The organism is Pectobacterium parvum, from assembly GCF_020971565.1.
Classification (GTDB): domain Bacteria; phylum Pseudomonadota; class Gammaproteobacteria; order Enterobacterales; family Enterobacteriaceae; genus Pectobacterium; species Pectobacterium polare.
Map to the genome: position 1 here is coordinate 4,144,877 of NZ_CP087392.1, position 23,865 is coordinate 4,168,741.

A 23,865-nucleotide genomic window follows, 5' to 3' on the forward strand; every position below is an offset into this window, starting at 1 on the left:
CCTGGAGAAACGCCGTCAGCACAACAACTGAAACGCTTCAGCTAGAATAAACGAATTAACGCATAAAAGAAATATTCTCGTTTGGCACACGCCAGAAGAGTGACCTGCGTCATAAAAATGAAAAAGCCGCGATCGGGGGGCAGACAACTCGCATCGAGAGGTGGGTTAAATTAAGATGAAAAAAAAGCCGCCAGCGTTAGCTGACGGCTTCTCATATCGAGATTAACGCGGCGGGATTACTTCAGCAACGCCTGCGCTTTTTCAACGACGTTATCGACAGTGAAGCCGAATTCTTCGAACAGCATCTCAGCCGGAGCCGATTCGCCGAAGCTCGTCATGCCGACAATCGCGCCGTTCAGGCCGACGTACTTGAACCAGTAGTCCGCGATACCCGCTTCAATTGCTACGCGTGCCGATACCGCTTTTGGCAGCACCGCTTCACGATAGGCAGCATCCTGCTTGTCGAACGCATCCGTAGACGGCATAGACACTACGCGCACCTTGCGGCCTGCGGCAGTCAGTTTGTCATACGCGCCAACAGCCAGTTCAACTTCAGAACCGGTGGCAATCAGGATCAGCTCAGGTTGACCGTCGCTGTCTTTCAGCACATAGCCGCCTTTTGCCACGTTCGCCAACTGCTCAGCAGTACGTGGCTGCTGCGCCAGATTCTGACGAGACAGGATCAGCGACGTCGGGCCATCCTGACGCTCGATTGCGTATTTCCACGCCACCGCCGTTTCCACCTGATCTGCCGGACGCCAGTTGCTCATGTTCGGCGTCACGCGCAGGCTTGCCAGCTGTTCAACCGGCTGGTGCGTCGGGCCGTCTTCGCCCAGACCGATGGAGTCGTGGGTGTAAACGTAGATGCTGCGGATTTTCATCAGCGCGGCCATACGCACGGCGTTACGCGCGTATTCCACAAACATCAGGAAGGTCGCGGTGTACGGTACAAAGCCACCGTGCAGCGCAATCCCGTTGGCAATCGCCGTCATACCGAATTCGCGCACGCCGTAGTGGATGTAGTTGCCCGCGTGGTCTTTATCCAGTGAAACAGAACCAGACCAGATGGTCAGGTTGCTCGGAGCCAGGTCAGCAGAGCCGCCCAGGAATTCCGGCAGCAGTTTGCCGTAGGCTTCCAGTGCGTTCTGTGACGCTTTGCGGCTGGCGATTTTCGCCGGATTCGCCTGCAAATCGTCGATAAATTTCTGTGCGTCAGTCTGCCAGTTGGCTGGCAGTTCACCGCCGGTGCGGCGTTTGAACTCGGCAGCCAGCTCAGGGTACGCGCTGGCGTAGGCGGCAAACGCCTCGTCCCAGGCCGCTTCCTTACGCTGACCGGCCGGTTTGGCATCCCATGCGGCATAAATGTCAGCCGGGATATCAAACGGCGCGTGCGCCCAACCCAGCTGTTCGCGGGAAGCCGCGACTTCCGCATCACCCAGCGGTGCACCGTGGGAATCGTGCGTACCGGCCTTGTTCGGTGAACCGAAGCCAATCACGGTTTTGCACATCAGCAGCGACGGCTTGTCGGTAACCAGCTGTGCTTCGCCGATAGCGCGCTTGATAGCGTCCGCATCGTGACCGTCTACGCCGCGCACAACGTGCCAGCCGTAGGCTTCAAAGCGGGCAGCGGTATCGTCGGTAAACCAGCCTTCAACGTGGCCGTCAATGGAGATGCCGTTGTCATCATAAAACGCGGTCAGTTTGCCGAGCTTCATGGTGCCTGCCAGCGAGCAGACTTCGTGGGAAATCCCTTCCATCATGCAGCCGTCACCCAGGAAGGTGTAGGTATGATGGTTAACAATCTCGTGGCCCGGACGGTTGAACTGTGCTGCCAGCGTACGCTCAGCAATCGCCATACCCACTGCGTTGGCAACACCCTGACCCAGCGGGCCGGTGGTGGTTTCAACGCCGGCAGTGTAACCGTATTCAGGGTGGCCTGGGGTTTTGGAATGCAGCTGACGGAAGTTTTTCAGTTCTTCAATCGGCAGGTCGTAGCCGGAGAGATGCAGCAGGCTGTAAATCAGCATGGAAGCGTGGCCGTTGGACAGCACGAAGCGGTCACGGTTGGCCCAGTTAGGGTTGGTCGGATTATGGTTAAGATAATCGCGCCACAGCACTTCGGCGATATCGGCCATGCCCATCGGTGCACCAGGGTGACCGGATTTGGCTTTCTGCACCCCATCCATGCTCAGCGCACGGATAGCATTGGCAAGTTCTTTACGAGAGGACATGCTTGACTCCAGATCGGATTGAACGACTGATTTTCTTGAATAATTTATAAAAAACAACAATTTAAACAAGAATGACAAAATAAATATGATTACAAATGTACATGAAAAGCAGAGGGAATGCACATGGAACCGTGAGCAAAAAACAGGGATTTATCGGCTAACGAATCAATGGCGGTTCTTTTGCCAATTGTGCAGTGGATTGCAGCGCCATACGCACTGTTTTCCAGTGGGTTTACCTTTATCCACAGCCTCTTTTTGGAACGCACCGGAAACAAAATTCATGGCCTACGGGCTATCAGAAAAAATGCAAATCAGATTTTCCGATCTATTTATCAATACCGTTTTCGGGTACCTTAAAGCCGCTTTTTTGATATTAAAAAATAAACATTAATCGTATAGAGATGATTTTTATGGCTATTCGTTCTTCTGTACTGGCGCTGTGTGTCGCAACCTTGCTGACTGGCTGCCAGAACTTAAACACCAGTACTTTAATGCAATCCGGCGCACAGGCTTTCCAGGCGGCAACACTCAGCGATGCTGATGTGAAATCGCTCAGCAATCAGTCCTGTGAGCAAATGGATAAAGAAGCAAAGATTGCCCCTGCCGACAGCAAATATACACAGCGCCTGAATAAAATTGCAGATGCACTGGGTCATGACATCAACGGTACACCGGCCAACTATAAGGTTTATCTGACAAAAGACGTTAACGCTTGGGCAATGGCTAACGGTTGCATCCGCGTATACAGCGGCCTGATGGATATGATGAATGACAATGAAGTGGAAGGCGTTCTCGGCCACGAAATTGGCCACGTTGCGCTGGGCCACACGCGTAAAGCTATGCAGGTTGCCTATGCGGCGACTGCCGCACGTACTGCAATCAGCTCTGCGGGTGGTGTAGCGGCGTCCCTGTCACAGTCTCAGCTCGCCGATCTGGGAGAAGAACTGGTTAATTCCCAATTCTCTCAAACTCAGGAAACGCAGGCAGACGATTACTCCTTCGATCTACTGAAGAAACGTGGCGTCAAGCTGGAAGGTCTGGCAAGCAGCTTTGAAAAGCTAGCCAAACTGGATGCCGGTCGTGAGAGCAGCATGTTCGATTCTCACCCTTCATCAGAAGGCCGCGCGAAACACATTCGTGAACGTATTGCTGCTGGGAAGTAATTCCACACCCTGATTACTTGCAAAACGTCTACCCAAGGGCAATTGAAAAAATCTCAATTGCCCGCTAGTCATCCGACCACTATCATCCCCATCATATTCACGGTAAGCTGTTACATAACAGCTATCTGCAATCGCTTCTATCTTCTTCATGATAGGATTTAAGAATTAATAGATATAAATAGATAGCTATTTTCAATCATATTTACTTTCCGTTCTCTTTTTAAGAAACGAATCTCGGCAGATTTCCAGATGTTGGAAGCAGCACTCCGCGAATGCGGCGGCATACGGAAAACAGACAATCGCGATTAACACAGAGACATCCGTCGCAATAAACAAGAATGATGGAGTAACCCCCTGTATTTAAAGATAGAAATAAACCAGTAAATCAAGCATACTATGTTAAACCAATAAAATTTTTTCCAGTTTGATCATATAGATATATGATAAAACCTGTTGTCGCGCCCGCAGGTTTCTCTAGAAGCTCCACCTTTTTAGCGATTTAAAGGCATTTCAGGATCGCGATTTCTTAATAACTGGACAACATCAGCAACGATTATTGGTTTATGGCCACTTTCAGACAATAAACTCATATGTGTTAAAAATCATGGATGTGAGAATTTTCAGTAAATGCAATTTTACCACGGTGGGATTACGGGAAATCCTATCTAGTATCTCTATGCTCTCGATAAAACCCGTCAACAGGTTTACGCTGCAGCAAGGAAAGAAGAAATGTATTTTCATCATTGACGGTAGCAGCGAGGGCTTTGAGGAATACTACGAGTCGATAAGAACTCACTTTTATAATATGGCGTCGTCGTTCGTTATCATCAATAATTCTCCCAATCACCCTCCCGTGTGCATTGACGAAAAAACGATTCTTATTTCAAAGTCAGCAGCCATCGATTCTTTTTATAAATTACTCGATTTCGTCCACCTTCATGACCGCCGTTTATTCAGTCCCGTCAGACTGTCAAAATCTGAATATGCCGTATTCCAGCATTGGTGTGCGGGCTACACAGCGGAAGCGATTGCCGATATCATCGGATTAAATAAGAAGTCAGTACTGAACAGCAAATCACGATTACTGAATAAATATGGCGTTCAGGATAAAAACTCTTTACTGCTTATTGCTAAAATTATCTTCAAAGACAGCGTCATTGAAGAATTTGATTCCCTTCCAAAACCAGCAGCCGATATCAATATGAGTAATTCGCTTATCTGAGTAACGCCAACCAGAAAAGGAACTAACTGGTTGTTTTTAAAAATTTTCCGTATTTTTCTTGCGGCCTTTCTTTTACCACTCGAGGAAGGCCCTTTCCCTCCGTATCGGTAATTTTACCAGTTGACCCAGACTCTCCAGATCACACATCAACGCCGAGATCCAGCCAAGTAAACCCCCTGTAAACTCATCAACATTCTCATGACCAACCTGAATGACTCTGAGAAGCTCAGTTGATTCGGCCAATGTAGTGGTCAAGTAATATTAGCCACCGTTTTACAGTTAAGAACGGTATCTGTTCTCGGATTCTTCCGGTGGTAGTCCACCGTTGTACTGGTGAGGCCTGACGCAATTGTAGTCGTTCAATATATAACCACTGATTTGTCGCCGAGCCTCGTCCTTGTCTGCGTAACCATATGCAGGGACCCATTCTGTTTCCAGACTACAGAAGAAGCGTTCCATTGGACTGTTATCCCAGCAATTTCCTCGCCGACTGGCGCTTTGCTTTATTCTGTAACGCCAGAGGCGTTGATATTTCAGGCCTGTATACTGGCTTCCTTGATCACTATGGAACATGACATCCCGCGGTTGACCACGTACCTCATATGCCATTCGCAAGGCATTGCTTATCAGTGCTATATCGACATTTGCTGACAGGCTCCAGCCAACCACTCTGCGGGCAAAAAGATCCATGACGCCCAGCACGATAACGACTCATCGGGACACCGTTGTGGGTCAGCATATTAGCCAGAGTGCGTGCACCTGCGGAGCCACGACTCTGGTTCCATGCCCGGCGTATTTCACTGTACAACCTGAGCTGTGCCGGATTAATGGCATCGCGTCGCTTCAGCCAGTACCGGTAACTGCTACGGTGTATTTCCAGCGCGGAACAAAGGCTGACAATCGTGTGGCTGTCGCTCAGCCTAGCAACTATCGTGAACCGTTCAGCGAGTCGGACATCAAGAACGCGGTAGCCTTTTTTAATATCGTGTTCTGTTCCTCCAGACGGCGAACTTGCTTCTCCAGCTCACGGATGCGCTGGCGTTATGGGGGGAGGGCGTAATCCCCTTACGCTCTCGTCTGAGCAGGCGTACCCATGCCTCGAGAGTGGAAGAGCCGACGTTCATTGACTCACTGGCTTCGCGATATGAGTATCCCTTATAACAATAAGTTGAGTATATTCCAGCCTGAACTCGGAGGAGAAGGTACGCTTAGTTTTTTTGTTCATTAAGTCACCTGTTTTATGTTGAGGTGAGAATATCACCTTTAACCAAGTGGCCAAATTTACTGTGCCACGACACTCCTCGTTTCCAACTAGTGAAGCAAGGAGAAGGAATGTATTCTGTGGAAATACCATTTAATCAATGCGACTCATCAACGTATAAAGGCCAATAAAATCTAATTGATAAAACAGTAAGATTTTTTTACAGCGTTAATTTATAGAGTAAGAACAGATTTCAATAAAATTTCATACTCATAGTCGGTTAAGTCAGTGCGATAGGGTAAAATAAGGCTTGAGTTAGCAAGCTTTACGCTTTCCGAATCACTTCCTCCTATAATTTCGTAGTTAAATGGAAGGTTTAACTGCGATAAGGGGAAGTAGTACCATGTGGTTTGTATACCCATTGCCGCCAATTGCATACTGAGTTCATAGCGATTATTAACTAACAAAAAGAAAACGCTAGGGATATCTGAAATATCGCTTAAGGCTAAGAATGAACCATTTCCTAGAGTTTTCTTTACGGCCAAAGAAAGGGCATGGAATTTCTTATGATTTTGTGCGTGGTGACTAATGTAACATTCAAGGTTGGTTAAAGCAGTAATGAAACATGCCTCAGAAACGGTTGGGCACGGAGCTGTAAAAAAATCATAATCGTTCAAAAAATCACTTAACTTCGCATAAATTTTTTTATTCCCATAACTGGTAGAAAGTACATTACCAGATGGTAAGCCGGAGTTTAAAACCTTGGTTCTATTGACATAAAAAAAACGCTCCATTTCCCCTAAAATAATAGCACCGCCGCCATTTCCACGACACTTCTTCGATTTACCGAAAGATATTAGAATAGCACTATATGGAGCGTAGTATCCGGATGTAAAATTTGGAAATGATTGGGCATCATCGATAATAACCTTAACCTTCCGCTCTATCAGACTCTTTATCAATGCATGATTTCTAGCTCTAGAACCAAGCAAGGAAGGTATAATAATGGCCTCAAAATCGTTATTGTAAAACAGTATCTCAGGAGCATCCCAGTTATTTAATTCATAAAGAACAGGAGTTAGTCTAAGGCTTAAAATTGCACTTAATAGTTGTGGGCAAGAAAAATTTGGTAGTGCAACACGCCTGAAACCAGGAATCTTACATTTATACATATACAAAAGATCATATAAAGCTCTTGTTGCTGATGCAGTAAATTCAATATTGTATGGATTTACGCAATAGTGATTAGCTACAAATTCTGATAATTTCTTTAGTATATCGACATATGATTCAAAACTGAAAAAGTCTTTAATGCACTTAGAGCCAACATTTTCCTTACCATAAAGAGGAACTTTTATTTTTAAAGGTTGCTTAGGGAACCTATCATCAATAATCATTAAGGTACCTCACACAACCAGAAAGTGTCAGGCAGTGTATTTCCTGCCATTGCTTGAGACATATGGATTCATCAATACTATGAGCATCCTTCAAATATCCAGGACCAAATATAACAGTTGGTATATTGTATTCTTTATATAGTCTTGCATCACAGGGGCTTGGAAAAAGGCTAGAATCACTACTAAAGGCTGATGAGTCTGTATTAGATTTATTAAGTATATTTTTAGCTAGTGACGAAATTTCATAAGAAGCGCCTTCAAAATTGAAAGAAGAAAAGTAACATGAAACATCCATAGTGGAACATATAAGTTCAATTTCAGTCTTCAGGTTGTCAAGTAAAAATGAAAAAGGGTAAAAAATTGTACACTCGGCTTTACAGCTGCCTAAAGGAATAGCAGCCTCTTTCCCGCCTCCGATTATACCTAAATTAAAACGAAAGCCAGAGGTTGAATATTTCTCTTCTAGACACTTCAAAGCCTTGCAGAGCTTCCAAAATGCATTATTCTCTGGGGTAGCAACTCCCATATGTATTGGCAAGGCTTTTGCCTGTAGTATGCAATGGACGAAACCCAATGACTCAATGCACATTCTTCCATCGCTGGGTTCCGAAATAAGGCACTCTGTTTTTGCAGACAACAAATTACGACATTTCAAAAATTCCAGTGAGCGAAGCGTACCATTACCGCCAACTTCCTCGTCAATAACCGATACAATTACTACCTTGCCAGTCCATTTGGTTCTGTTTTCGGCAAGCCATTTACCTATCAAAATATTACTGACAAGCCCCATGAGCATGTCGGTGCTTCCGCGTCCATACAGTCGATTGTTCAAGATGAATGGTTTTCTCCAACCATCCGTCACTGTCCATAAAGCTTCATCATAGACATAGTCAACATCAATGTGGCCGTTTAAAATTAATGTAGGGCCCGGAGAAAAACTATCAAACACAGCAACTACATTATACCGAGTTAAGTTCTGATAATTTTCGAAAATATCGCCGAAACAAGATACATCCACATAGTCTTTAAGATGGGATAAATCATCCGCGCAGAACTCATCCCAAAAAAGTTGATCGCAACCTATTTCCTGGAGGGTGTTACAAACTATTTCCTGTGCCTTTTTCTGACCAGGTAAACCAAAAGCTGGGTAACATTCAATCAATGATGTCGCCAAATTCAAAGAAAAAGATAAATCAGGTATGTATTTAACGTTATTATTTTTCATGATTTCGCCCCCAGTCAATCATTTTGATCATATTCTTCCTTAAATAATAGTTTGATTCTTGTACTTCAAAGACGACTTTTTCTGAACTTGGACGAAGTGCAATAAATTTCCATGCATCTATATATACGCTCTCATCTAAAGTACCTTTATAAGGTAAAGTCCCTTCCTCACAGTAATGTTTGGACATCGGTGCTGAGATGCCTTTGAAAGCAGAAAAATGCCAATGAACTATAATATCCTCAAGTTCTTTAAAGCCATTGTAATCTACTAACATTTTGTTTGGGTAATAATAATCATCAATTGACTCTTTAATTGAGTATTCGATACTTGCAATAGTGCTTGCAAAATGACAAAAATCCCAAACAACATTTATACCAGTTCCGCGAAGCTCTTTAAAATCTGAAGGGAAAACAAAGGTAGGATCTATCTCAATTCCATAGTTATCCATCACGGGCATGTTTTCCAAGGCTAACCATGAACTAGTTTTGGCCTTAGAAGTTAAATCATCCAAAACATCTATAACACTACGTCTTGTGTCAGTTAAAGAGTTTTTACTCCACCATTCGAAATTATGTATTTGGTTTGAATGAACCACCATCCCAGCCATGCCTAAGTCATTCACCCTGCTAAAAGCTTCATAAAGTCTTTTTTTTACAAAGGGGTCATTTACAAAATTACAATTATTAATTGGGAAGTGGAAAGAAACATTTCTAGAACCATACATTTTGATGGCATAAGATATGTTATCCCAAATCTTCCCCCATGAAGTATCAAAAAGATCACTCATATTGAATATTGTTGCTTCTACAGCCCGTATTTCAGACGTTTCAGGCATAACCATTTGCGTCCTATCTGTAGCTAAAAAAGGCGAAGAAAAAGTAATCATCATACCTCCAGGACGTTATTGATAATATCGATAATAGTATTTTTTTGTTTTTCCTCGATAAAGTTATGGAATCGTAGTACATAGTCATTTTCATTATCAGTTCCGATTGTCAAAATCGAAAACATGATACAATTCAGAATAATTGTGTCATAAAAGAACTCTGCTTTTATACCTTGCTGACGCAAATAATTTTTGAAAGGGAGTAAAAATGAAAGCATACAAGCTTTATCAATAAATTGATCTGCAGTAGTTGAGAATTCCATACTTCCAATAACAATGTCAGTAAAAGGATGCCCAATGTAGGCATCACCAAAATCGATAACACCTGAAATAACGCCATTATTAAATATGACATTGTCGTAATAAAAATCCCCGTGAACTAAACCTTCATCAAGGTTAGAAAAATAACAAGCGTGGTTAGCGCGTTTAAAAAAGTCATCGAATGCTAACACTGTTTTGACATTGAGAAGAGATGCAAGCCGAGATGATTGATTTCGAAAAAGCTTGTGAACTTCTTCATAATCATTGCGCGGAATTGTAGCTTCACTATACCCTAGAGAATAAGTCAACATCTTAGAGAGCATTTCGCCCGCCTGCTGTGAAATCTCTGGAGTTAGCTCTCTCTGGCTAATCGTTCTCCCAGGTATACAGTAATAGCAGAAGGCAATTAAATCATCATCGTTAAAAAAATAACTTCCATTACGAAGCTTAATTATTTTAGGGACAGGGATATTTTTCTCTGAAAAATAAATCAATGACATTACTTCCATTTTAACTTGATCTACTTCAAACCCTTTAAAATAAACTCTAATACAAATATCACCTTCAGGTGTTTTCGTAAAAAAACAGTTTGAACTATAGCCTTTATCAGAAACTATAAAAGGCCCCTGAGACTGAATTCCAGCCTCTTCAACAATTCTATTAAGAATTGAATCTGCTATACAGTTTTTGCTATTCACTGGCATCTCCTTTTACCATCAACGTTCTCTACCCAGGCGATGACATCTTTGATACCGTCCTCTAACGACACTTTAGGCATATGGTTCAGCAGGTCTTCAGCCCGCAGTGTATTAGGTCTTCGGTCAACTACATCAGGAGTTGCATCACCAGCAATCATGATTCTTGATTTAGATTCAGCAAGCAATACTACTAAGGAAGCTAAATCTTTCATTGACAGATAACAATCACTATTCCCTACATTGAATATGCAGTTATGTTCATCAAAAGGTAAAATTGATGCACTGATTACCGTGCTAACAAAGTCATTGATATGGCACCATGAACGTCGTTGTTCACCGTTTCCAGAAATTTTTATATCTTTATTGTTCACTGCATTTGTAACTAAGGCTGTCATAGCATTAGTCCCATAACGATTAGGTCCATACACATTGAATGGTCTAATAATAACGTAAGGAAGTGAGTGTTTCTGACTATAAGCCTTACAATAAAACTCCCCCATCATTTTACTTGCTGCGTAGCACCAACGCATTGAATCGTTATTAATGATAAAAGAATTCCCTTCATCTGGTTTCGTTGCCTCGGGACCATACACTTCACTAGTGCTGAAAAATATGAATTTCTTAAGGGATACTTGCTTTATAGCAAAATCTAGACATTTTCTTAAACCAAGTATATTAACATCCATTGTTTGGATTGGTTCGTCTGCAACAAGTTTGATGCCTAAAATAGCCCCCATATGGAATATATAATCATAGTCCATATCAAGAGCTTCATATGTTTCACTTAGAGAGCAATCCTTTTTTAAAAAAGTTATATTTTTTAGCTCATTAATTTTTTCATAAACTGCCGCATCTGAATGTTCAGATGCTATATCTACAACTGTAATCCATTCAGATCTATTGTGGATGCTTGATATCAATTTCCTTCCAATAAACCCTAAGCCACCGGTAATCAATACCTTTCCAAAATTTTCCATGTTAGTTTCCTTCTATTGATAAATAAAATGACTTTTTAGCGCCCCACATTTTTTTTGATCTATCCAAATTAATTGAATGACTACTACCAAGATTTAATCGACTTTTGGATTTACATTCTTTTTTGATAACATAATTAAGTATTCCATAATTTGCATTTAACAAAGAGAATTCTCGATCCCAGCCATTTAGGAAATGGAAAACCTCATTTACATTAAATATAAATACTGATGCTGCAATAATTTTATTGCCATACATGGCCTTAATGATGTAACCATTTTTATTTGACATATAAATGCCAAGTATTAATTCATATGGTGTGAGATAACAAGCACCGACGTTTGCTTGTGTTTCATTTATCAATTTTGTGATTTCTCCAACGTCTTCTAAGCATGCATCCGTTATCGAAATACCCACACGTTCTGATTTTCTGATTGCAGTTCTAACAGATGTAGAAAAACTATTAAATATAGAGTCATAGCCACGATGATCAAAGTAAAGAATGCGGGTAGCTAAGCCATTGTCTAGATCACTAATGACACCTGGTATAGATACTACTTTACTTAATGTAAAATTGGTTTCATTTTTAAATTTCGTGTATAGCTCATTGTATTCATTCAATGTCATTCCCGCTGAGTGAAGAGGCAAAAATCCGCCATACCCAACAGTGCCAGAAATATAACCTAGACTACCCCATGGCCCCCCGAATGAAAGTGACAATAAGTAATTCTGATTTTTTGAATTCAGATAAATAGGCTCCCAAGAACCACCAAAAACATTAGATAGCAGAGTGTTCCACCAAGAAGTATGGAATACAGTTGAAAAAGGACTTTCCAAAATAATAAGATCCCACTGTTCTTTACTCAATACGGTTACATTCATAATTTTTCTCTTTGCTTAATAGCCTCTCGACGGATAAATAAGCCCATATGACAAACGTTGAAATAAAAATTGATACCACATAGGTTAGATGCATGCTTAAAGCAAACGCAAGATTAGCGTTGATATCATTAGAGAATGGTCGTAGCGCAAGCATCACCGAAGTATGATAAGTACCGATGCCACCTTGTATTGGGATCATCATTCCGACCGTACCGGCAAGAAAAACAAAAAGTGACTGTTTAATTGTAATATGATTACCAAACACAGCGATTAACGCGTAGTAAGTTTGTAAATAATATAGTAGCCAAGCTGTAGAGGAAAGTAAAAACAAGACCATCCCAGCATAAGTGAAATTAAAATATCTCATCGAAGACTTAAAATAATTAATAAGTGTTGCCAAAGCCAGTCTGGCTCTTGCAAACGCTTTTACCTTTTTTATAAACAACCAAAAGAAGAGAGAAATTACAGTTAATATTCTCAATACCATGGCAATGACGTCTGTCATTGAATCACTTAGGGTTACTAATTTAAAGCCAGCATATGCAGAAAACATTAACAACGAAATGACTATCACCGCATCAGTAATTCGTTCTAAGATGATGCCTGACATTATTTCAGTGAATTTACCACCACACTTACGCTGGGTGACTTTGATTCGGATTAATTCACCACTTCTGGGAATGATCAAATCGCTAAGACACCCTAATGAAATACAAAAGAACCCGAAGGCAGATGACATTTTACGTTTTTCATTACATTGATGTTTTTTCCAACGAATACCTTTGATGTAGTTACCTGCTATACCACAAAATCCAGACAATAATATATAATGTAATTCTGCATGTTCAAATTGTGAAATGATGCTATCGATATTGAAACTTGATGATAATAAAAAACAACACGATACTATGATGAAGGTTAATATAATTAGAATTATAGAGATCATGTTTATTTTATTTATTTTTTTCATATATCACCATTTATCCTATATAAGAACCTCTCTTGTCTGAAGGAGAGTTTACAGCGATTACGTAACTTGCAAATGTCTGCAATTGCTTCATCGGTGCTTTTGTTAAATCCCCTCTTTTTTAGATAAATTGCAGCCATTAAGAGTGTTCTTCCATGCCCTTCAGCGCAATGTATAAAAATGGGCTTGTGGCATTTATCGATGACATCAATAAACCGCCGGATGTTTTCATCTGAGGGATAACTATCATCAAGAATTGGGATACTGTAGTAATCTTGCGTTGATGGCTTAGGGATAAACTCCACTGTTAAATCAATGACACTTTCAACAACGCTAGGAAGTCTATTGTAATTTATAAGTCGACCTATATATAACTCATTATTTACTTTCTGAAACTCTCGACTTTGATTAGATTTCAATCTTTGAACTTTAAAGTAAAAAATATTAATGATATAAAAAGGCAAAAGGATTAAGAAAGAAAAAGTTTTACTTAATCCATCTACATTTTTTAAGAATATTTTAGTACTGTTGAAGAAATAAAAAACAGTTAATGTTATCATCACAATGGTAAACCATGTAAATACCATTACTAAAAAAGAATTAACGCTGACATATGCTATAATTCCGAAAACAAAACCTAGTAATGCATATTTTAACTCCTCTTTACGATATTTGATGAGAGACTTTATCAGCATTGTTTTAACCCCTTTTCAAGTAAAGAAATCACTTTAACTACATCCTGATCGCTTACGCCTTCGTGCATTGGAAGTGAAAGGATCGAGGTATACAGTTTTTCACCATTTTTTAAATTCACTTTCGGGATGCTCATAGCTCTGTATGCAGAATGAAAATGTAATGGAATATAGTGTACTTGTGTTTGTATACCCTGCCCAAGTAAGTAAGACATTAATTTTCCTCTGAGAAACCCCTCTCCTTTAAAATCAATTTTTACAGGGAATATATGGTAAGCGTGTTTATGACGCTCAGACTGAGGCTCTCCTAACGGTTCAACAAGATTGAATCCTTTCAAGAAATCATGGTACATTGATGCTACTGCTCTATGTCTAGTTAATTTATCCTCTATAGACTCAAGCTGTGATATCCCTAATGCAGCGTTAAGATCAGACATGCGAAAGTTGTGACCAATGACCTTTATATCGTATAGCCAAGGATATTTTTGCTGATTGCCTTCATCCCTAAATATTCCATGGTTTCTGTACATTCTCGCTTTTGAGGCAAGTTCACTATTATTTGTAGTGAGCATGCCACCTTCGCCAGTTGTAATGTGCTTAGTCGGATGGAAGCTCCAGACAGCAAGATCACCTTGAGTGCCGCAGTGCTGGAAGTTTGAATTTTGAAAGCTTTTAACTTGCGCTCCGAGCGCATGGCATGAATCCTCAACGACATCTATTCCGTTTTGTTTTGCAATTTCTGTTATGCTAATCATGTTCGCAGGGTGACCAGCAAAATGAACCACAAATACTGCTTTCGCGTTTAGTTTTAGATTGCAAGCAAGTTGTATCCCATCCAATAAACTTTGCGGACACATATTCCCATCTTTTAGGTCAACATCAACAATTATTGGAGTTGCTCCCACATATATAATACTATTAATAGTTGCTGCAAACGTGTTACAGGGTACAAATACTGCGTCACCTGCTTTAAGACCTAGAATAATCGAAGCGAGATGTAATGCTGCTGTCCCACTTGAAACGGCTATAGCTTCTTTACACCCGACAAATGATGCGAATCTTTGTTCGAATTTTGAAACTGAAATTCCACCTGTCAGAAATTCATCTCTAAGAGCTTGAATAAGTGCATTTTCATCTCGCTGACTAATTGTTTGCTTTGATACTTTTATCATAAACTTCCCGGTAGATTAACATTGAATTTATTTATATCGAACTCATAGTTCAACCCCATAATAGTAACAGTCACTAATTCGCCATCCTTCCTATATTTAAATAATGAGCTAAGTAGTTTTCCCTCCCTGTCTTCATTTGTAAACCCAGTCGCATAATTATATGTTTTTCCGATAGCTGCCGACGGTAAATATGCCTTTATTTCGGGTGTGTGATCTATTACATACTGAGTGAAAGTATTACAATTTGGTCCAGGCCAACTTCTGTACATATTTTGGTAAGGGTAGTTGTCAATTGCATTTTTCACAGTTTTGATTAAATGCTCTGCCTCGGGGCCATTGACCTCATAAATAAGAAATGCTTTGCTACCAAACCACGCTTGGTCTGGTCGTCGCTTGTTTACTAAAAAGAAATTTTCCTCTTCGTCTGGGATGTCAGGGTCATCGTCCATTTCATAAGTAGTATATTCACTATCAGATTTACTTTTTATAGCAACCCAAGTGTGTATTGCAAAAGCACCTCTTAACCCGAGTAATCTAGCGCCATATATTTGTATGGATGATTCTTTACTTCCTAATGGTAATGCTATTCCACCCGAAAACCGTGTTTCAGGGCCATAGGACTTGGGAAACACTAACTTTCCTTTAATGACATTTTCAAGAGGAACTGCAAGTAATGTTATTAAAATGAAAATTGACATTCCTAATACTGAAAAAATCAATCTTCTCATTATTGAATACCCTGAGTCACTTTAAAATTATTTTTGTAATCATGATAAGCAATTATGGATAAAATTACATACAGTAAAGGATAGATAAGAGAAACCATAACCAAGGTATAAGAATATTTTGGCATGGTATAAAATATAGCCAGTAAAAAAATCAGCCAAAGTGTGCCACCAACATTAACTACTTTACTATATTTATATGCTCCCCTCGCTCTCAGGAACATAATTGGTAGTAATTCTGCGATTGCTACTACATGCAACAAAACCACAATTAAATAACGACTAAACGCACCGTCTAGGATATAGAGATATAAGCAAAGGATACTGTAAAATGCTGGAAAACCTTGAAAAAAACCTGCGGAATGAGCTTTTTTCTTTACCAAGCAATAATTGAATAAACTTGCTATTAATGGAACAGAAATGAAAATAATTGATTCATTTGGAATCCAACCGGCTTTGTAAATTAAGATTAATGGTAGGAACGTCACGTTAATGAAATCCACTAAGTAATCCATCTTTACCCCATCAATGAAAGGTGTATATCTTGTTACATTAACGCTTCTGGCTAAGGTTCCGTCCGTTAAATCTATAAGAATGGAAATCATCATCCAAATGATTGCTGTTCTTATATTATCAGAAAGTATTGAGTTAAATATCATCACCGAGCACAGTAAACCTGACGATGTATATAGGTGCGCAACCAAACTAATAATTACATTTGTGGTTAATGGTTTAATGATCATTTGTTTATGCTCTTTTTATATTTTCCGGTAGTTCTTTATAGATCCCCCTAGCATCAATAATAAGCTGGGCACTCATTACTAATTCTTTATAATTAAATTGGGTATGGTCTGTTGCGATAAGGATAGCATCATACTTATCAAATTTTTTCAGTTCTAAATTCTCACACAGGAAGGTTCTCTTCTTAATGTTTATTCTATCTATGTAGGGATCAAAGAATGATATATTTACGCCTTGCTCAATAAGTAACTCAATTATTTTAATCACAGGTGAATCTCTTATGTCTCCCACATCCTTTTTGTAAGATACTCCCATAACTAATATATTACTGTTGAATAAGGATTTTTGGGATTTATTTATTTCTACTTGAATCTTGTTAACTATATAATTTGGCATGGCAAGATTTATATCTTCAGCAAGCTCAATAAATCTTGACTTTATACCGTATTCTTTACATTTCCAATTTAAGTAATGCGGGTCAACCGGTATGCAATGCCCTCCTATTCCTGGTCCAGGATAATAGGGTGTAAATCCAAATGGTTTTGTCGAAGCCGCATTGATCACTTCAAAAATGTCAATGCTCATCTTGTCCGCAATCATTTTCAGTTCATTAACTAAACTAATATTAATAAACCGTTGTGTGTTCTCTACGATTTTTGTCATTTCGGCAGCCCTGGGGCTACTAACTGGTACTATTTGATCGACTATAAGCGAATATAGTTTTTCCATAAGGAATTTGCATTCATCGCTGCACCCAGAAACAATTTTGGGGATTTGGTTAAGATCAAATTGTTTATTTCCTGGATCTTCTCTTTCTGGTGAGTAACCCAAGAAGATGTCATAGCCGATTGAAAATCCATTTTTTTTCAGAAATGGGAGGATGATTTCTTCAGTTGTTCCGGGAAAAGTTGTGCTTTCTAATGAAATTAAAGTTCCTTTCTTTATGTGCGGAACTAGACTTTCTAATGCACTTTCGATGTATGACATATCTGGGGTGTTGTTTACAGTTAATGGCGTGGGTACACAGATGATAATCACATCCATATCATTAACAATTGATGCCTGAGAAGTGAAGCATATCTTCGAACCGTGCGCTGCTTGGTTAAAGTAGCCCTCACTAATATGTGGTATTGGTGATATTCCTTTTTGGAGACTTTCAATTTTAGCTTCGTCAACATCATAGCCAACTACACTAAATCCGGTCTCACCCAACCGCTTAATCAATGGGATGCCTACGTAGCCAACCCCCACAACCATAACATTAGATAAAGTTAACGAAATTTTTTTGTTAAGCCTGTCAAAGTATTCACTATCATTAAAAGTATTAATAATTTCATTTTGTACTACTTGATCCGTAGTTTTATTCAACATTTGTACCTTTTCCTTGTCAGTAATTGACGGATATAACCAAATGTTATGTAAAGAATAATTTTCAACAAAAAAACATCAGGGAAGCCTAATCCGTGTTAATTTCAAAAACATTACAAATAAGTTACATATTTAATAATTAAGACATCAATCCTACTAACCAATTCACTTGATGGCAGCCCCCGATAACATTGAATTAATTTGTTGTTTTATGTCGTTATTAATATGCCAATTTCGTTAAAGGGATACTCAACTGACGGCTTTGTTGAATAAATAAATTTCGAGGTATAGCAAAACCGTTCCCTCACCACTCAGGCAATGCGCACACGGTGCGGCATACCCAGTAACGTCATCATATTTAACGCTTTCACTAATGCCATTGATTCACCCACCTGTGCATCGTAGTTCCGCAGCGTCAACCATCCTCCACACACTTTCTTTACTCTCGACATCGTTGTGTAGCAGGAGACAAGATCAAGAACCTGAGCGATACGCATAAAAAAATCCGGAAATGAGGAACATTTCCGGATTTTTACACAATGCCTGGATCGCTTAACGGCTCCTGAACTGATCGGCATGACTCGCTTATCTGAGCGATAGTCGAAAAAAGGGATGTTCACCCGAATCACTTATCTGTGTAAGCTCATCGGGACTCCTTCCCTTGCCGCCTTCCTGAAACTCGAATTATTTAGGGTATACTCACTCTTCATCTTCCAAATAAGTATAGCCGTACAGCCCGCTTTCAAACTCCTCCAGGAACTGCGCCTGAAGTTCGGTATCCAGGTCAGTTTCTTTCACCTGATCGCGGAAACGGGTCATCAGCACTTTGGGGTCAAGCTGCACATATTCCAGCATGTCGGCAACCGTATTCCCTTCGTCAGACTCTTCAATCTCAACGGTGCCATCCTGGAAGACAAACACGTCAACGGTCGACGTATCGCCAAACAGGTTATGCATATTCCCCAGAATTTCCTGATAGGCACCGACCATAAAGAAGCCCAGCAGCGGCGGGTTTTCTGGATCGTAAGGCGGCATTGGCATCGTCGTCGCGATCCCGTCACCATCGACATAGTGATCTATCGTACCATCGGAATCACAAGTGATGTCGAGCACGACAGCACGGCGCTCAGGCGGCTTGTTTAACCCTTCCAACGGCATTACTGGGAACAACTGATCGATCCCCCATGCATCCGGCATGGATTGGAACAACGAGAAGTTGACATACAGCTTGTCAGCCATCCGCTCCTGTAATTCATCAATCACCGGCCGGTGCGCACGGTTGCTCGGATCCAGCTGTTCCTGAATCATCTGACAGATGCTCAGATAAAGCTGCTCTGCTTTCGCACGCTGCGTCAGATCCAACATGCCGTGCGTGTATTGGGTATGCACATCGTGCAAGTCCATCTGGCTATCGTGCAGCCATTCACGCAGCGAACGGCGTTTCCCTGGCTGCTTGATTTCTTTCCAGGTTGACCACAGGCTCTCCAGCGCACGCGGATCGCCTTCTTCCGGCTCAGTCGGGTCACTGAACTCGTTGCGTTCAACCCCGATAATATTGGAAACCAGCACGGTATGGTGCGCGGTTACCGCACGGCCAGATTCGGTGATAACCGTTGGATGTGGCAACCCGTTTTCGTTACAGGCATCACCGATGCCCCAAATCACGTTGTTGGCGTATTCGTTCAGGCCATAGTTCACTGAGCAATCAGACTGAGAGCGCGTGCCTTCATAATCCACGCCCAACCCGCCACCGACGTCGAAGCACTGAATATTTACGCCCAGCTTATGCAGTTCGACATAGAAGCGCGCAGACTCACGCACGCCCGTCGCAATATCACGGATATTCGCCAACTGCGATCCCAGATGAAAATGCAGCAGTTGCAGGCTATCCAACCGCCCCGCTTCGCGCAGCATCTCAACCAGTTGCAGCACCTGAACCGCCGCCAGACCAAACTTGGATTTTTCACCGCCGCTGGATTGCCACTTGCCCGACCCCTGAGAAGCCAGACGCGCACGGACGCCGAGGCGCGGCACCACATTCAAGCGCTCGGCTTCTTCCAACACCAGCCGAATTTCGGACATCTTCTCGATGACCAGATAAACCTTGTGGCCCAGCTTTTCGCCGATGAGTGCCAGACGGATGTATTCACGGTCTTTGTAGCCGTTACACACAATCACCGTGCGGGTCATGCCCGCGTGACCCAGTACCGCCATCAGCTCCGCTTTTGAACCGGCTTCCAGACCCAACGGTTCACCGGAATTAGCCAGTGACTCAATGACGCGACGATGCTGGTTAACCTTGATCGGATAAACCAGAAAATACCCGCCTTCATAGCCAAACGATTCGCGAGCCTGTTTAAACGCCGCGTTAATAGAACGCAGGCGATGCTGGAGGATTTGCGGAAAGCAGAACAGCGCAGGAAGGCGCTGATGGTTATCTTTCTGCATATCTTTGACCAATCTGGCCAGATCGACGCGAGCTTCTGGTACGTCAGGATCCGGGCACACGCTAATGTGGCCGAGTTCATTGACGTCATAGTAATTATTGCCCCACCAGGCAATATTGTAAGTACGAAGCATTTCGCTGGCATTACGGTCATTCATGGCAACCTCCTGCATAGAGCGCAAATTTTCATGTTTACCCGTCGCTGACGAGCCGTGATGAATCATGTCGTCAGACATAACGAACCTCTTCTTTTTCTAGACTGCGGATCACATCAGTACCTGAATAAACAGCCCACATGAGCATACCTGCAACATGCGGCATCGACAGTGAAAAAACCGGCGTAGTGAAGTATGCCGTCACTTTATTACTCTTATTAGTGTAAAACACGTTGTCAGGCTCCGTGTTACGGGTCGATAAAACTCGTTGTGAAAACCACCGGGCGAACGTGACCAGAAAGACGCTAAACGCTTCTGGCAGAAAGAATAACAGGCAGGTTAACCAGCCCTAGAGTCCTGTGTCGAATTTAAAGACAGGCTACGTCGAGAAACGGAAAAGAAGGGTTGAGTCGCGGACGCGGTAGCGTCAAAAGGGACATATTGCGAACGCAATACACTCAGTAAACAACGGATCATTAATCCTACCACCTCCACGTGCGCCGCAGGCTATGCGGTCAGCTATCAATAAAAAATTCAAGATATCGCGGGTTGCATCACCGCTCGCCGTTTATACCGACATGCTGCTGGAAAAGCAAAATGAAAATTACCGCTAGTCATCTCTTGTAAAAGAAAAAACGGCCGATGATAAAAGGACGATGGCGTGCTAATGCGAAAAACTACTGGCACTGAGACCAAAAGGTGACCTAGAATAGCCATCCAGATGTTAATCCGTCTATACCGATTAACTGATACACTGCTTAACGGCTTTGATTTGAAGGTAAAGAAACTCATGGCTAAACACCTTTTTACGTCCGAGTCAGTCTCTGAAGGACATCCTGATAAAATTGCTGACCAGATTTCTGATGCGGTTCTCGACGCCATTCTGGAGCAAGACCCAAAAGCGCGTGTCGCTTGTGAGACTTATGTAAAGACCGGAATGGTGTTAGTCGGTGGTGAAATTACTACCAGCGCCTGGGTCGACATTGAAGAAATTACCCGTCGTACCGTGCGTGATATTGGTTATGTCAATTCTGAAATGGGTTTTGATGCCAACTCTTGTGCCGTACTAAGCGCGATTGGCAAGCAGTCTCCTGACATCAATCAGGGCGTTGACCGCCGCGATCCTCTGGAACAAGGCGCAGGCGATCAGGGTCTGATGTTCGGTTACGCGACCAACGAAACCGACGTCCTGATGCCAGCACCCGTGACTTATGCACACCGTCTGGTTCAGCGCCAGTCAGAAGTCCGCAAGAGCGGTTCTCTGCCGTGGCTGCGCCCAGACGCAAAAAGTCAGGTTACGTTCCTGTACGACGATGGCAAGATTGCTGGCATCGATGCCGTGGTGCTGTCTACTCAGCATTCAGAAGACATCAGCCAGAAAGATCTGCATGAAGCGGTGATGGAAGAGATCATCAAGCCAGTTCTGCCTGCAGAATGGCTGTCTGCCAATACCAAATATTTCATCAACCCAACCGGGCGCTTTGTTATCGGTGGCCCAATGGGTGACTGCGGCCTGACTGGTCGTAAAATTATCGTTGATACCTACGGCGGCGCGGCACGTCACGGCGGCGGTGCATTCTCCGGTAAGGATCCGTCTAAAGTAGACCGTTCTGCTGCCTATGCTGCACGCTACGTTGCCAAGAATATCGTCGCGGCTGGTCTGGCCGATCGCTGCGAAATTCAGGTGTCCTACGCTATCGGCGTGGCAGAACCGACTTCCATCATGATCGAAACCTTCGGCACAGAGAAAGTGTCCACCGAGCAACTGACGCTGCTGGTGCGCGAATTCTTCGATCTGCGTCCTTACGGCTTAATCCAGATGCTGGATCTACTGCATCCGATTTATCAGGAAACGGCTGCCTACGGTCACTTTGGCCGCGAACATTTCCCGTGGGAAAAAACGGACAAAGCCGCAGAGCTACGCGAAGCTGCGGGCCTGTAATCTGGTGATGCAATAAACACCAAACGGCGAATGAGAGTTCGCCGTTTTTCATTCTACCTCCCCTGAATTTCCCTCCGCTTCGCCTATTGCGTCTCCCTGCCACTCAATTTATGCTCACAGCAATGAACACACCCCGAATCCCCATTGCCAGCCATCAGGCTGTGATGCGCTGTCTGCGTGATAAATTGCAGCAGGCTAACCTCACCTTGCAGACGGACTACACCGAGCCAGCAGTAAATTACCAGCAACGCGGTTCAACGGCAGGAACGGCCTGGCTGCAACACTGGGAAATTCGGCTGAATCCCGTCTTGTTGCAGGAAAACCAGCAGGCCTTTATCGATGAAGTGGTTCCCCATGAGTTGGCTCATCTGCTGGTTTATGCACGTTTTGGCCGTGTCGCCCCGCATGGCAAGGAATGGCGCTGGATGATGGAAAACGTGCTGTGCGTCCCGGCAAAACGCACGCATCGGTTTGCGGTGCAATCCGTACAGGGGAAAACCTTCACCTACCTGTGTGATTGCCAACGGCATGAGTTGACGATCCGTCGGCACAATCGGGTGCTGCGCGGCGAAACAGAATATCGCTGTCGTCGTTGCGGGAAAACCTTACGTCATGATGTAAAAAGTTCTATTTAAAAGGGAATTTCCAGTTTTAAAAACTGCTTTTGCATTTGCCTGCCGACGAGACATCCGGTAGTCTGCCAACTTTACAGCCAGTGGATTATTTGGAATATGCTACGCAAAATTCTCGCTATCGCCGCCGTAGGCGCGGGTCTGTTTTCGGCCACCGCGCTGGGTCAAAACATCAATAATTTTTCGCAAGCAAAAGCCGCCGCAGTCGACATTAATCGCGATGCGCCGGGTTCGTTCTACTGTGGCTGCAAGATTACGTGGCAGGGCAAAAAAGGTACGCCCGACCTTGAAGCCTGTGGCTATCAAGTGAGGAAAAATGAGCAGCGTGCCAGCCGTATCGAATGGGAGCACGTTGTACCCGCCTGGCAGTTCGGCCACCAGCGCCAGTGCTGGCAGGATGGCGGCAGAAAGAACTGTAACAGCGATCCTGTCTACCGTGAGATGGAAACCGATTTGCATAACCTGCAGCCCGCTATCGGCGAGGTAAACGGCGATCGTGGTAATGCCATGTCTGGGCAATGGAACGGGGGTGCATCCCAATATGGTCAATGCGAGATGAAGGTCGACTTCAAAAATAATCTGGCAGAACCGCCCACTCGCGCTCGCGGCCAGATCGCGCGTACCTATTTCTACATGCGCGACCGCTATCAGTTACGTCTTTCCAGCCAGCAAACCCAGCTGTTCGAAGCCTGGGATAAGCAATACCCCGTCACACAGTGGGAATGTACCCGCAATCAGCGCATCGCCGCAAAACAGGGAAACCCGAATCCCTACGTTCAACAAGCTTGCCAGCGCTAGTTCGTCTACCTACTATAGCGAATCAATTTCCAGCGTAACCGCCGTCAGATGACGGTGGTTTTGCGCCGTTCTATTTTATTCAAAGG

At 42.9% G+C, this 23,865-nt stretch carries 20 protein-coding genes and 3 pseudogenes; 5 read left to right on the forward strand and 18 right to left on the reverse strand.

The genetic code is table 11. The features are described from left to right. Window positions 1-236: 236 nt before the first annotated feature. Complete coding sequence (gene tkt / locus LOZ86_RS18640) at window positions 237-2,231, reverse strand: transketolase (protein WP_039487402.1); 1,995 nt, start codon at window positions 2,229-2,231, stop codon at window positions 237-239. A 410-nt stretch (window positions 2,232-2,641) separates the two neighbouring features. On the opposite strand from tkt, the gene loiP reads away from it, so the two are divergent. Both loiP and LOZ86_RS18650 read left to right on the forward strand, forming a co-directional pair. Beyond that, window positions 2,642-3,394, forward strand: coding sequence for a metalloprotease LoiP (gene loiP, locus LOZ86_RS18645; RefSeq protein ID WP_039487399.1), 753 nt, complete (start codon window positions 2,642-2,644; stop codon window positions 3,392-3,394). Window positions 3,395-4,070: 676 nt separating this feature from the next. Next, window positions 4,071-4,616 carry a helix-turn-helix transcriptional regulator gene (locus LOZ86_RS18650; protein WP_010295421.1) on the forward strand — a complete coding sequence of 182 codons (546 nt, stop codon included), beginning with the start codon at window positions 4,071-4,073 and terminating at the stop codon, window positions 4,614-4,616. A gap of 22 nt (window positions 4,617-4,638) precedes the next feature. Here LOZ86_RS18650 and LOZ86_RS18655 read toward each other — a convergent pair. From LOZ86_RS18655 to LOZ86_RS18735, 17 genes and pseudogenes are all read right to left on the reverse strand, one after another. Further along, a pseudogene (locus LOZ86_RS18655) lies at window positions 4,639-4,861 on the reverse strand (IS4 family transposase); the annotation flags it as partial. A 6-nt stretch (window positions 4,862-4,867) separates the two neighbouring features. Continuing rightward, window positions 4,868-5,877, reverse strand: a pseudogene (locus LOZ86_RS18660) (transposase). Between the two features lie 173 nt (window positions 5,878-6,050). Next, on the reverse strand, window positions 6,051-7,214 hold the full coding sequence (locus LOZ86_RS18665) for a hypothetical protein (RefSeq protein ID WP_230242600.1): 1,164 nt from the start codon (window positions 7,212-7,214) through the stop codon (window positions 6,051-6,053). Next, window positions 7,204-8,439 carry a M20/M25/M40 family metallo-hydrolase gene (locus LOZ86_RS18670; protein WP_039487396.1) on the reverse strand — a complete coding sequence of 412 codons (1,236 nt, stop codon included), beginning with the start codon at window positions 8,437-8,439 and terminating at the stop codon, window positions 7,204-7,206. The genes LOZ86_RS18665 and LOZ86_RS18670 overlap by 11 nt, the downstream gene beginning before the upstream one ends. After that, window positions 8,429-9,328, reverse strand: coding sequence for a hypothetical protein (locus LOZ86_RS18675; protein WP_146752740.1), 900 nt, complete (start codon window positions 9,326-9,328; stop codon window positions 8,429-8,431). Before LOZ86_RS18675 ends, LOZ86_RS18670 begins: the two co-directional genes overlap by 11 nt. Next, complete coding sequence (locus tag LOZ86_RS18680) at window positions 9,325-10,284, reverse strand: phosphotransferase (RefSeq protein WP_039487392.1); 960 nt, start codon at window positions 10,282-10,284, stop codon at window positions 9,325-9,327. Before LOZ86_RS18680 ends, LOZ86_RS18675 begins: the two co-directional genes overlap by 4 nt. After that, window positions 10,281-11,261, reverse strand: a complete 981-nt coding sequence (locus LOZ86_RS18685) for an NAD-dependent epimerase/dehydratase family protein (RefSeq protein ID WP_039487389.1) — start codon at window positions 11,259-11,261, stop codon at window positions 10,281-10,283. The genes LOZ86_RS18680 and LOZ86_RS18685 overlap by 4 nt, the downstream gene beginning before the upstream one ends. 1 nt (window position 11,262) lies before the next feature. Continuing rightward, window positions 11,263-12,141: a hypothetical protein gene (locus LOZ86_RS18690; protein WP_039487388.1), complete on the reverse strand. Its 879-nt coding sequence runs from the start codon at window positions 12,139-12,141 to the stop codon at window positions 11,263-11,265. Further along, complete coding sequence (locus tag LOZ86_RS18695; protein WP_039487385.1) at window positions 12,119-13,111, reverse strand: lysylphosphatidylglycerol synthase transmembrane domain-containing protein; 993 nt, start codon at window positions 13,109-13,111, stop codon at window positions 12,119-12,121. Before LOZ86_RS18695 ends, LOZ86_RS18690 begins: the two co-directional genes overlap by 23 nt. Continuing rightward, window positions 13,108-13,803, reverse strand: a complete 696-nt coding sequence (locus LOZ86_RS18700; RefSeq protein WP_039487383.1) for a phosphatase domain-containing protein — start codon at window positions 13,801-13,803, stop codon at window positions 13,108-13,110. Before LOZ86_RS18700 ends, LOZ86_RS18695 begins: the two co-directional genes overlap by 4 nt. Continuing rightward, window positions 13,797-14,972, reverse strand: a complete 1,176-nt coding sequence (locus LOZ86_RS18705; protein WP_230242602.1) for a DegT/DnrJ/EryC1/StrS family aminotransferase — start codon at window positions 14,970-14,972, stop codon at window positions 13,797-13,799. Before LOZ86_RS18705 ends, LOZ86_RS18700 begins: the two co-directional genes overlap by 7 nt. Next, on the reverse strand, window positions 14,969-15,700 hold the full coding sequence (locus LOZ86_RS18710) for a DUF3750 domain-containing protein (RefSeq protein WP_111778612.1): 732 nt from the start codon (window positions 15,698-15,700) through the stop codon (window positions 14,969-14,971). The genes LOZ86_RS18705 and LOZ86_RS18710 overlap by 4 nt, the downstream gene beginning before the upstream one ends. Beyond that, entirely contained in the window at window positions 15,700-16,356 is a 657-nt protein-coding gene (locus LOZ86_RS18715) for a CDP-alcohol phosphatidyltransferase family protein (RefSeq protein WP_230243176.1), read from the reverse strand. Before LOZ86_RS18715 ends, LOZ86_RS18710 begins: the two co-directional genes overlap by 1 nt. An 88-nt stretch (window positions 16,357-16,444) precedes the next feature. Beyond that, entirely contained in the window at window positions 16,445-17,809 is a 1,365-nt protein-coding gene (locus tag LOZ86_RS18720) for a nucleotide sugar dehydrogenase (RefSeq protein WP_052012109.1), read from the reverse strand. 308 nt (window positions 17,810-18,117) lie between these two features. Beyond that, window positions 18,118-18,264: pseudogene (locus tag LOZ86_RS18725) on the reverse strand (IS5/IS1182 family transposase); the annotation flags it as partial. 241 nt (window positions 18,265-18,505) lie between these two features. Further along, window positions 18,506-20,488: a biosynthetic arginine decarboxylase gene (gene speA, locus LOZ86_RS18730; RefSeq protein WP_039487380.1), complete on the reverse strand. Its 1,983-nt coding sequence runs from the start codon at window positions 20,486-20,488 to the stop codon at window positions 18,506-18,508. After that, window positions 20,481-20,639, reverse strand: coding sequence for a hypothetical protein (locus tag LOZ86_RS18735; protein WP_165707522.1), 159 nt, complete (start codon window positions 20,637-20,639; stop codon window positions 20,481-20,483). Before LOZ86_RS18735 ends, speA begins: the two co-directional genes overlap by 8 nt. Window positions 20,640-21,197: 558 nt before the next feature. Between LOZ86_RS18735 and metK the strand changes: the two genes are divergently transcribed. The 3 genes from metK to endA all read left to right on the forward strand — a co-directional run bounded on the left by metK (window position 21,198) and on the right by endA (window position 23,779). Then, window positions 21,198-22,349, forward strand: coding sequence for a methionine adenosyltransferase (gene metK, locus LOZ86_RS18740; protein ID WP_010295424.1), 1,152 nt, complete (start codon window positions 21,198-21,200; stop codon window positions 22,347-22,349). Window positions 22,350-22,471: 122 nt separating this feature from the next. Continuing rightward, window positions 22,472-22,984 (forward strand): SprT family zinc-dependent metalloprotease, encoded by a 513-nt coding sequence (locus tag LOZ86_RS18745; RefSeq protein WP_039487412.1) that lies wholly within the window; start codon window positions 22,472-22,474, stop codon window positions 22,982-22,984. A gap of 96 nt (window positions 22,985-23,080) precedes the next feature. Continuing rightward, window positions 23,081-23,779 carry a deoxyribonuclease I gene (endA, locus tag LOZ86_RS18750; RefSeq protein ID WP_230242604.1) on the forward strand — a complete coding sequence of 233 codons (699 nt, stop codon included), beginning with the start codon at window positions 23,081-23,083 and terminating at the stop codon, window positions 23,777-23,779. Window positions 23,780-23,865 lie beyond the last annotated feature (86 nt).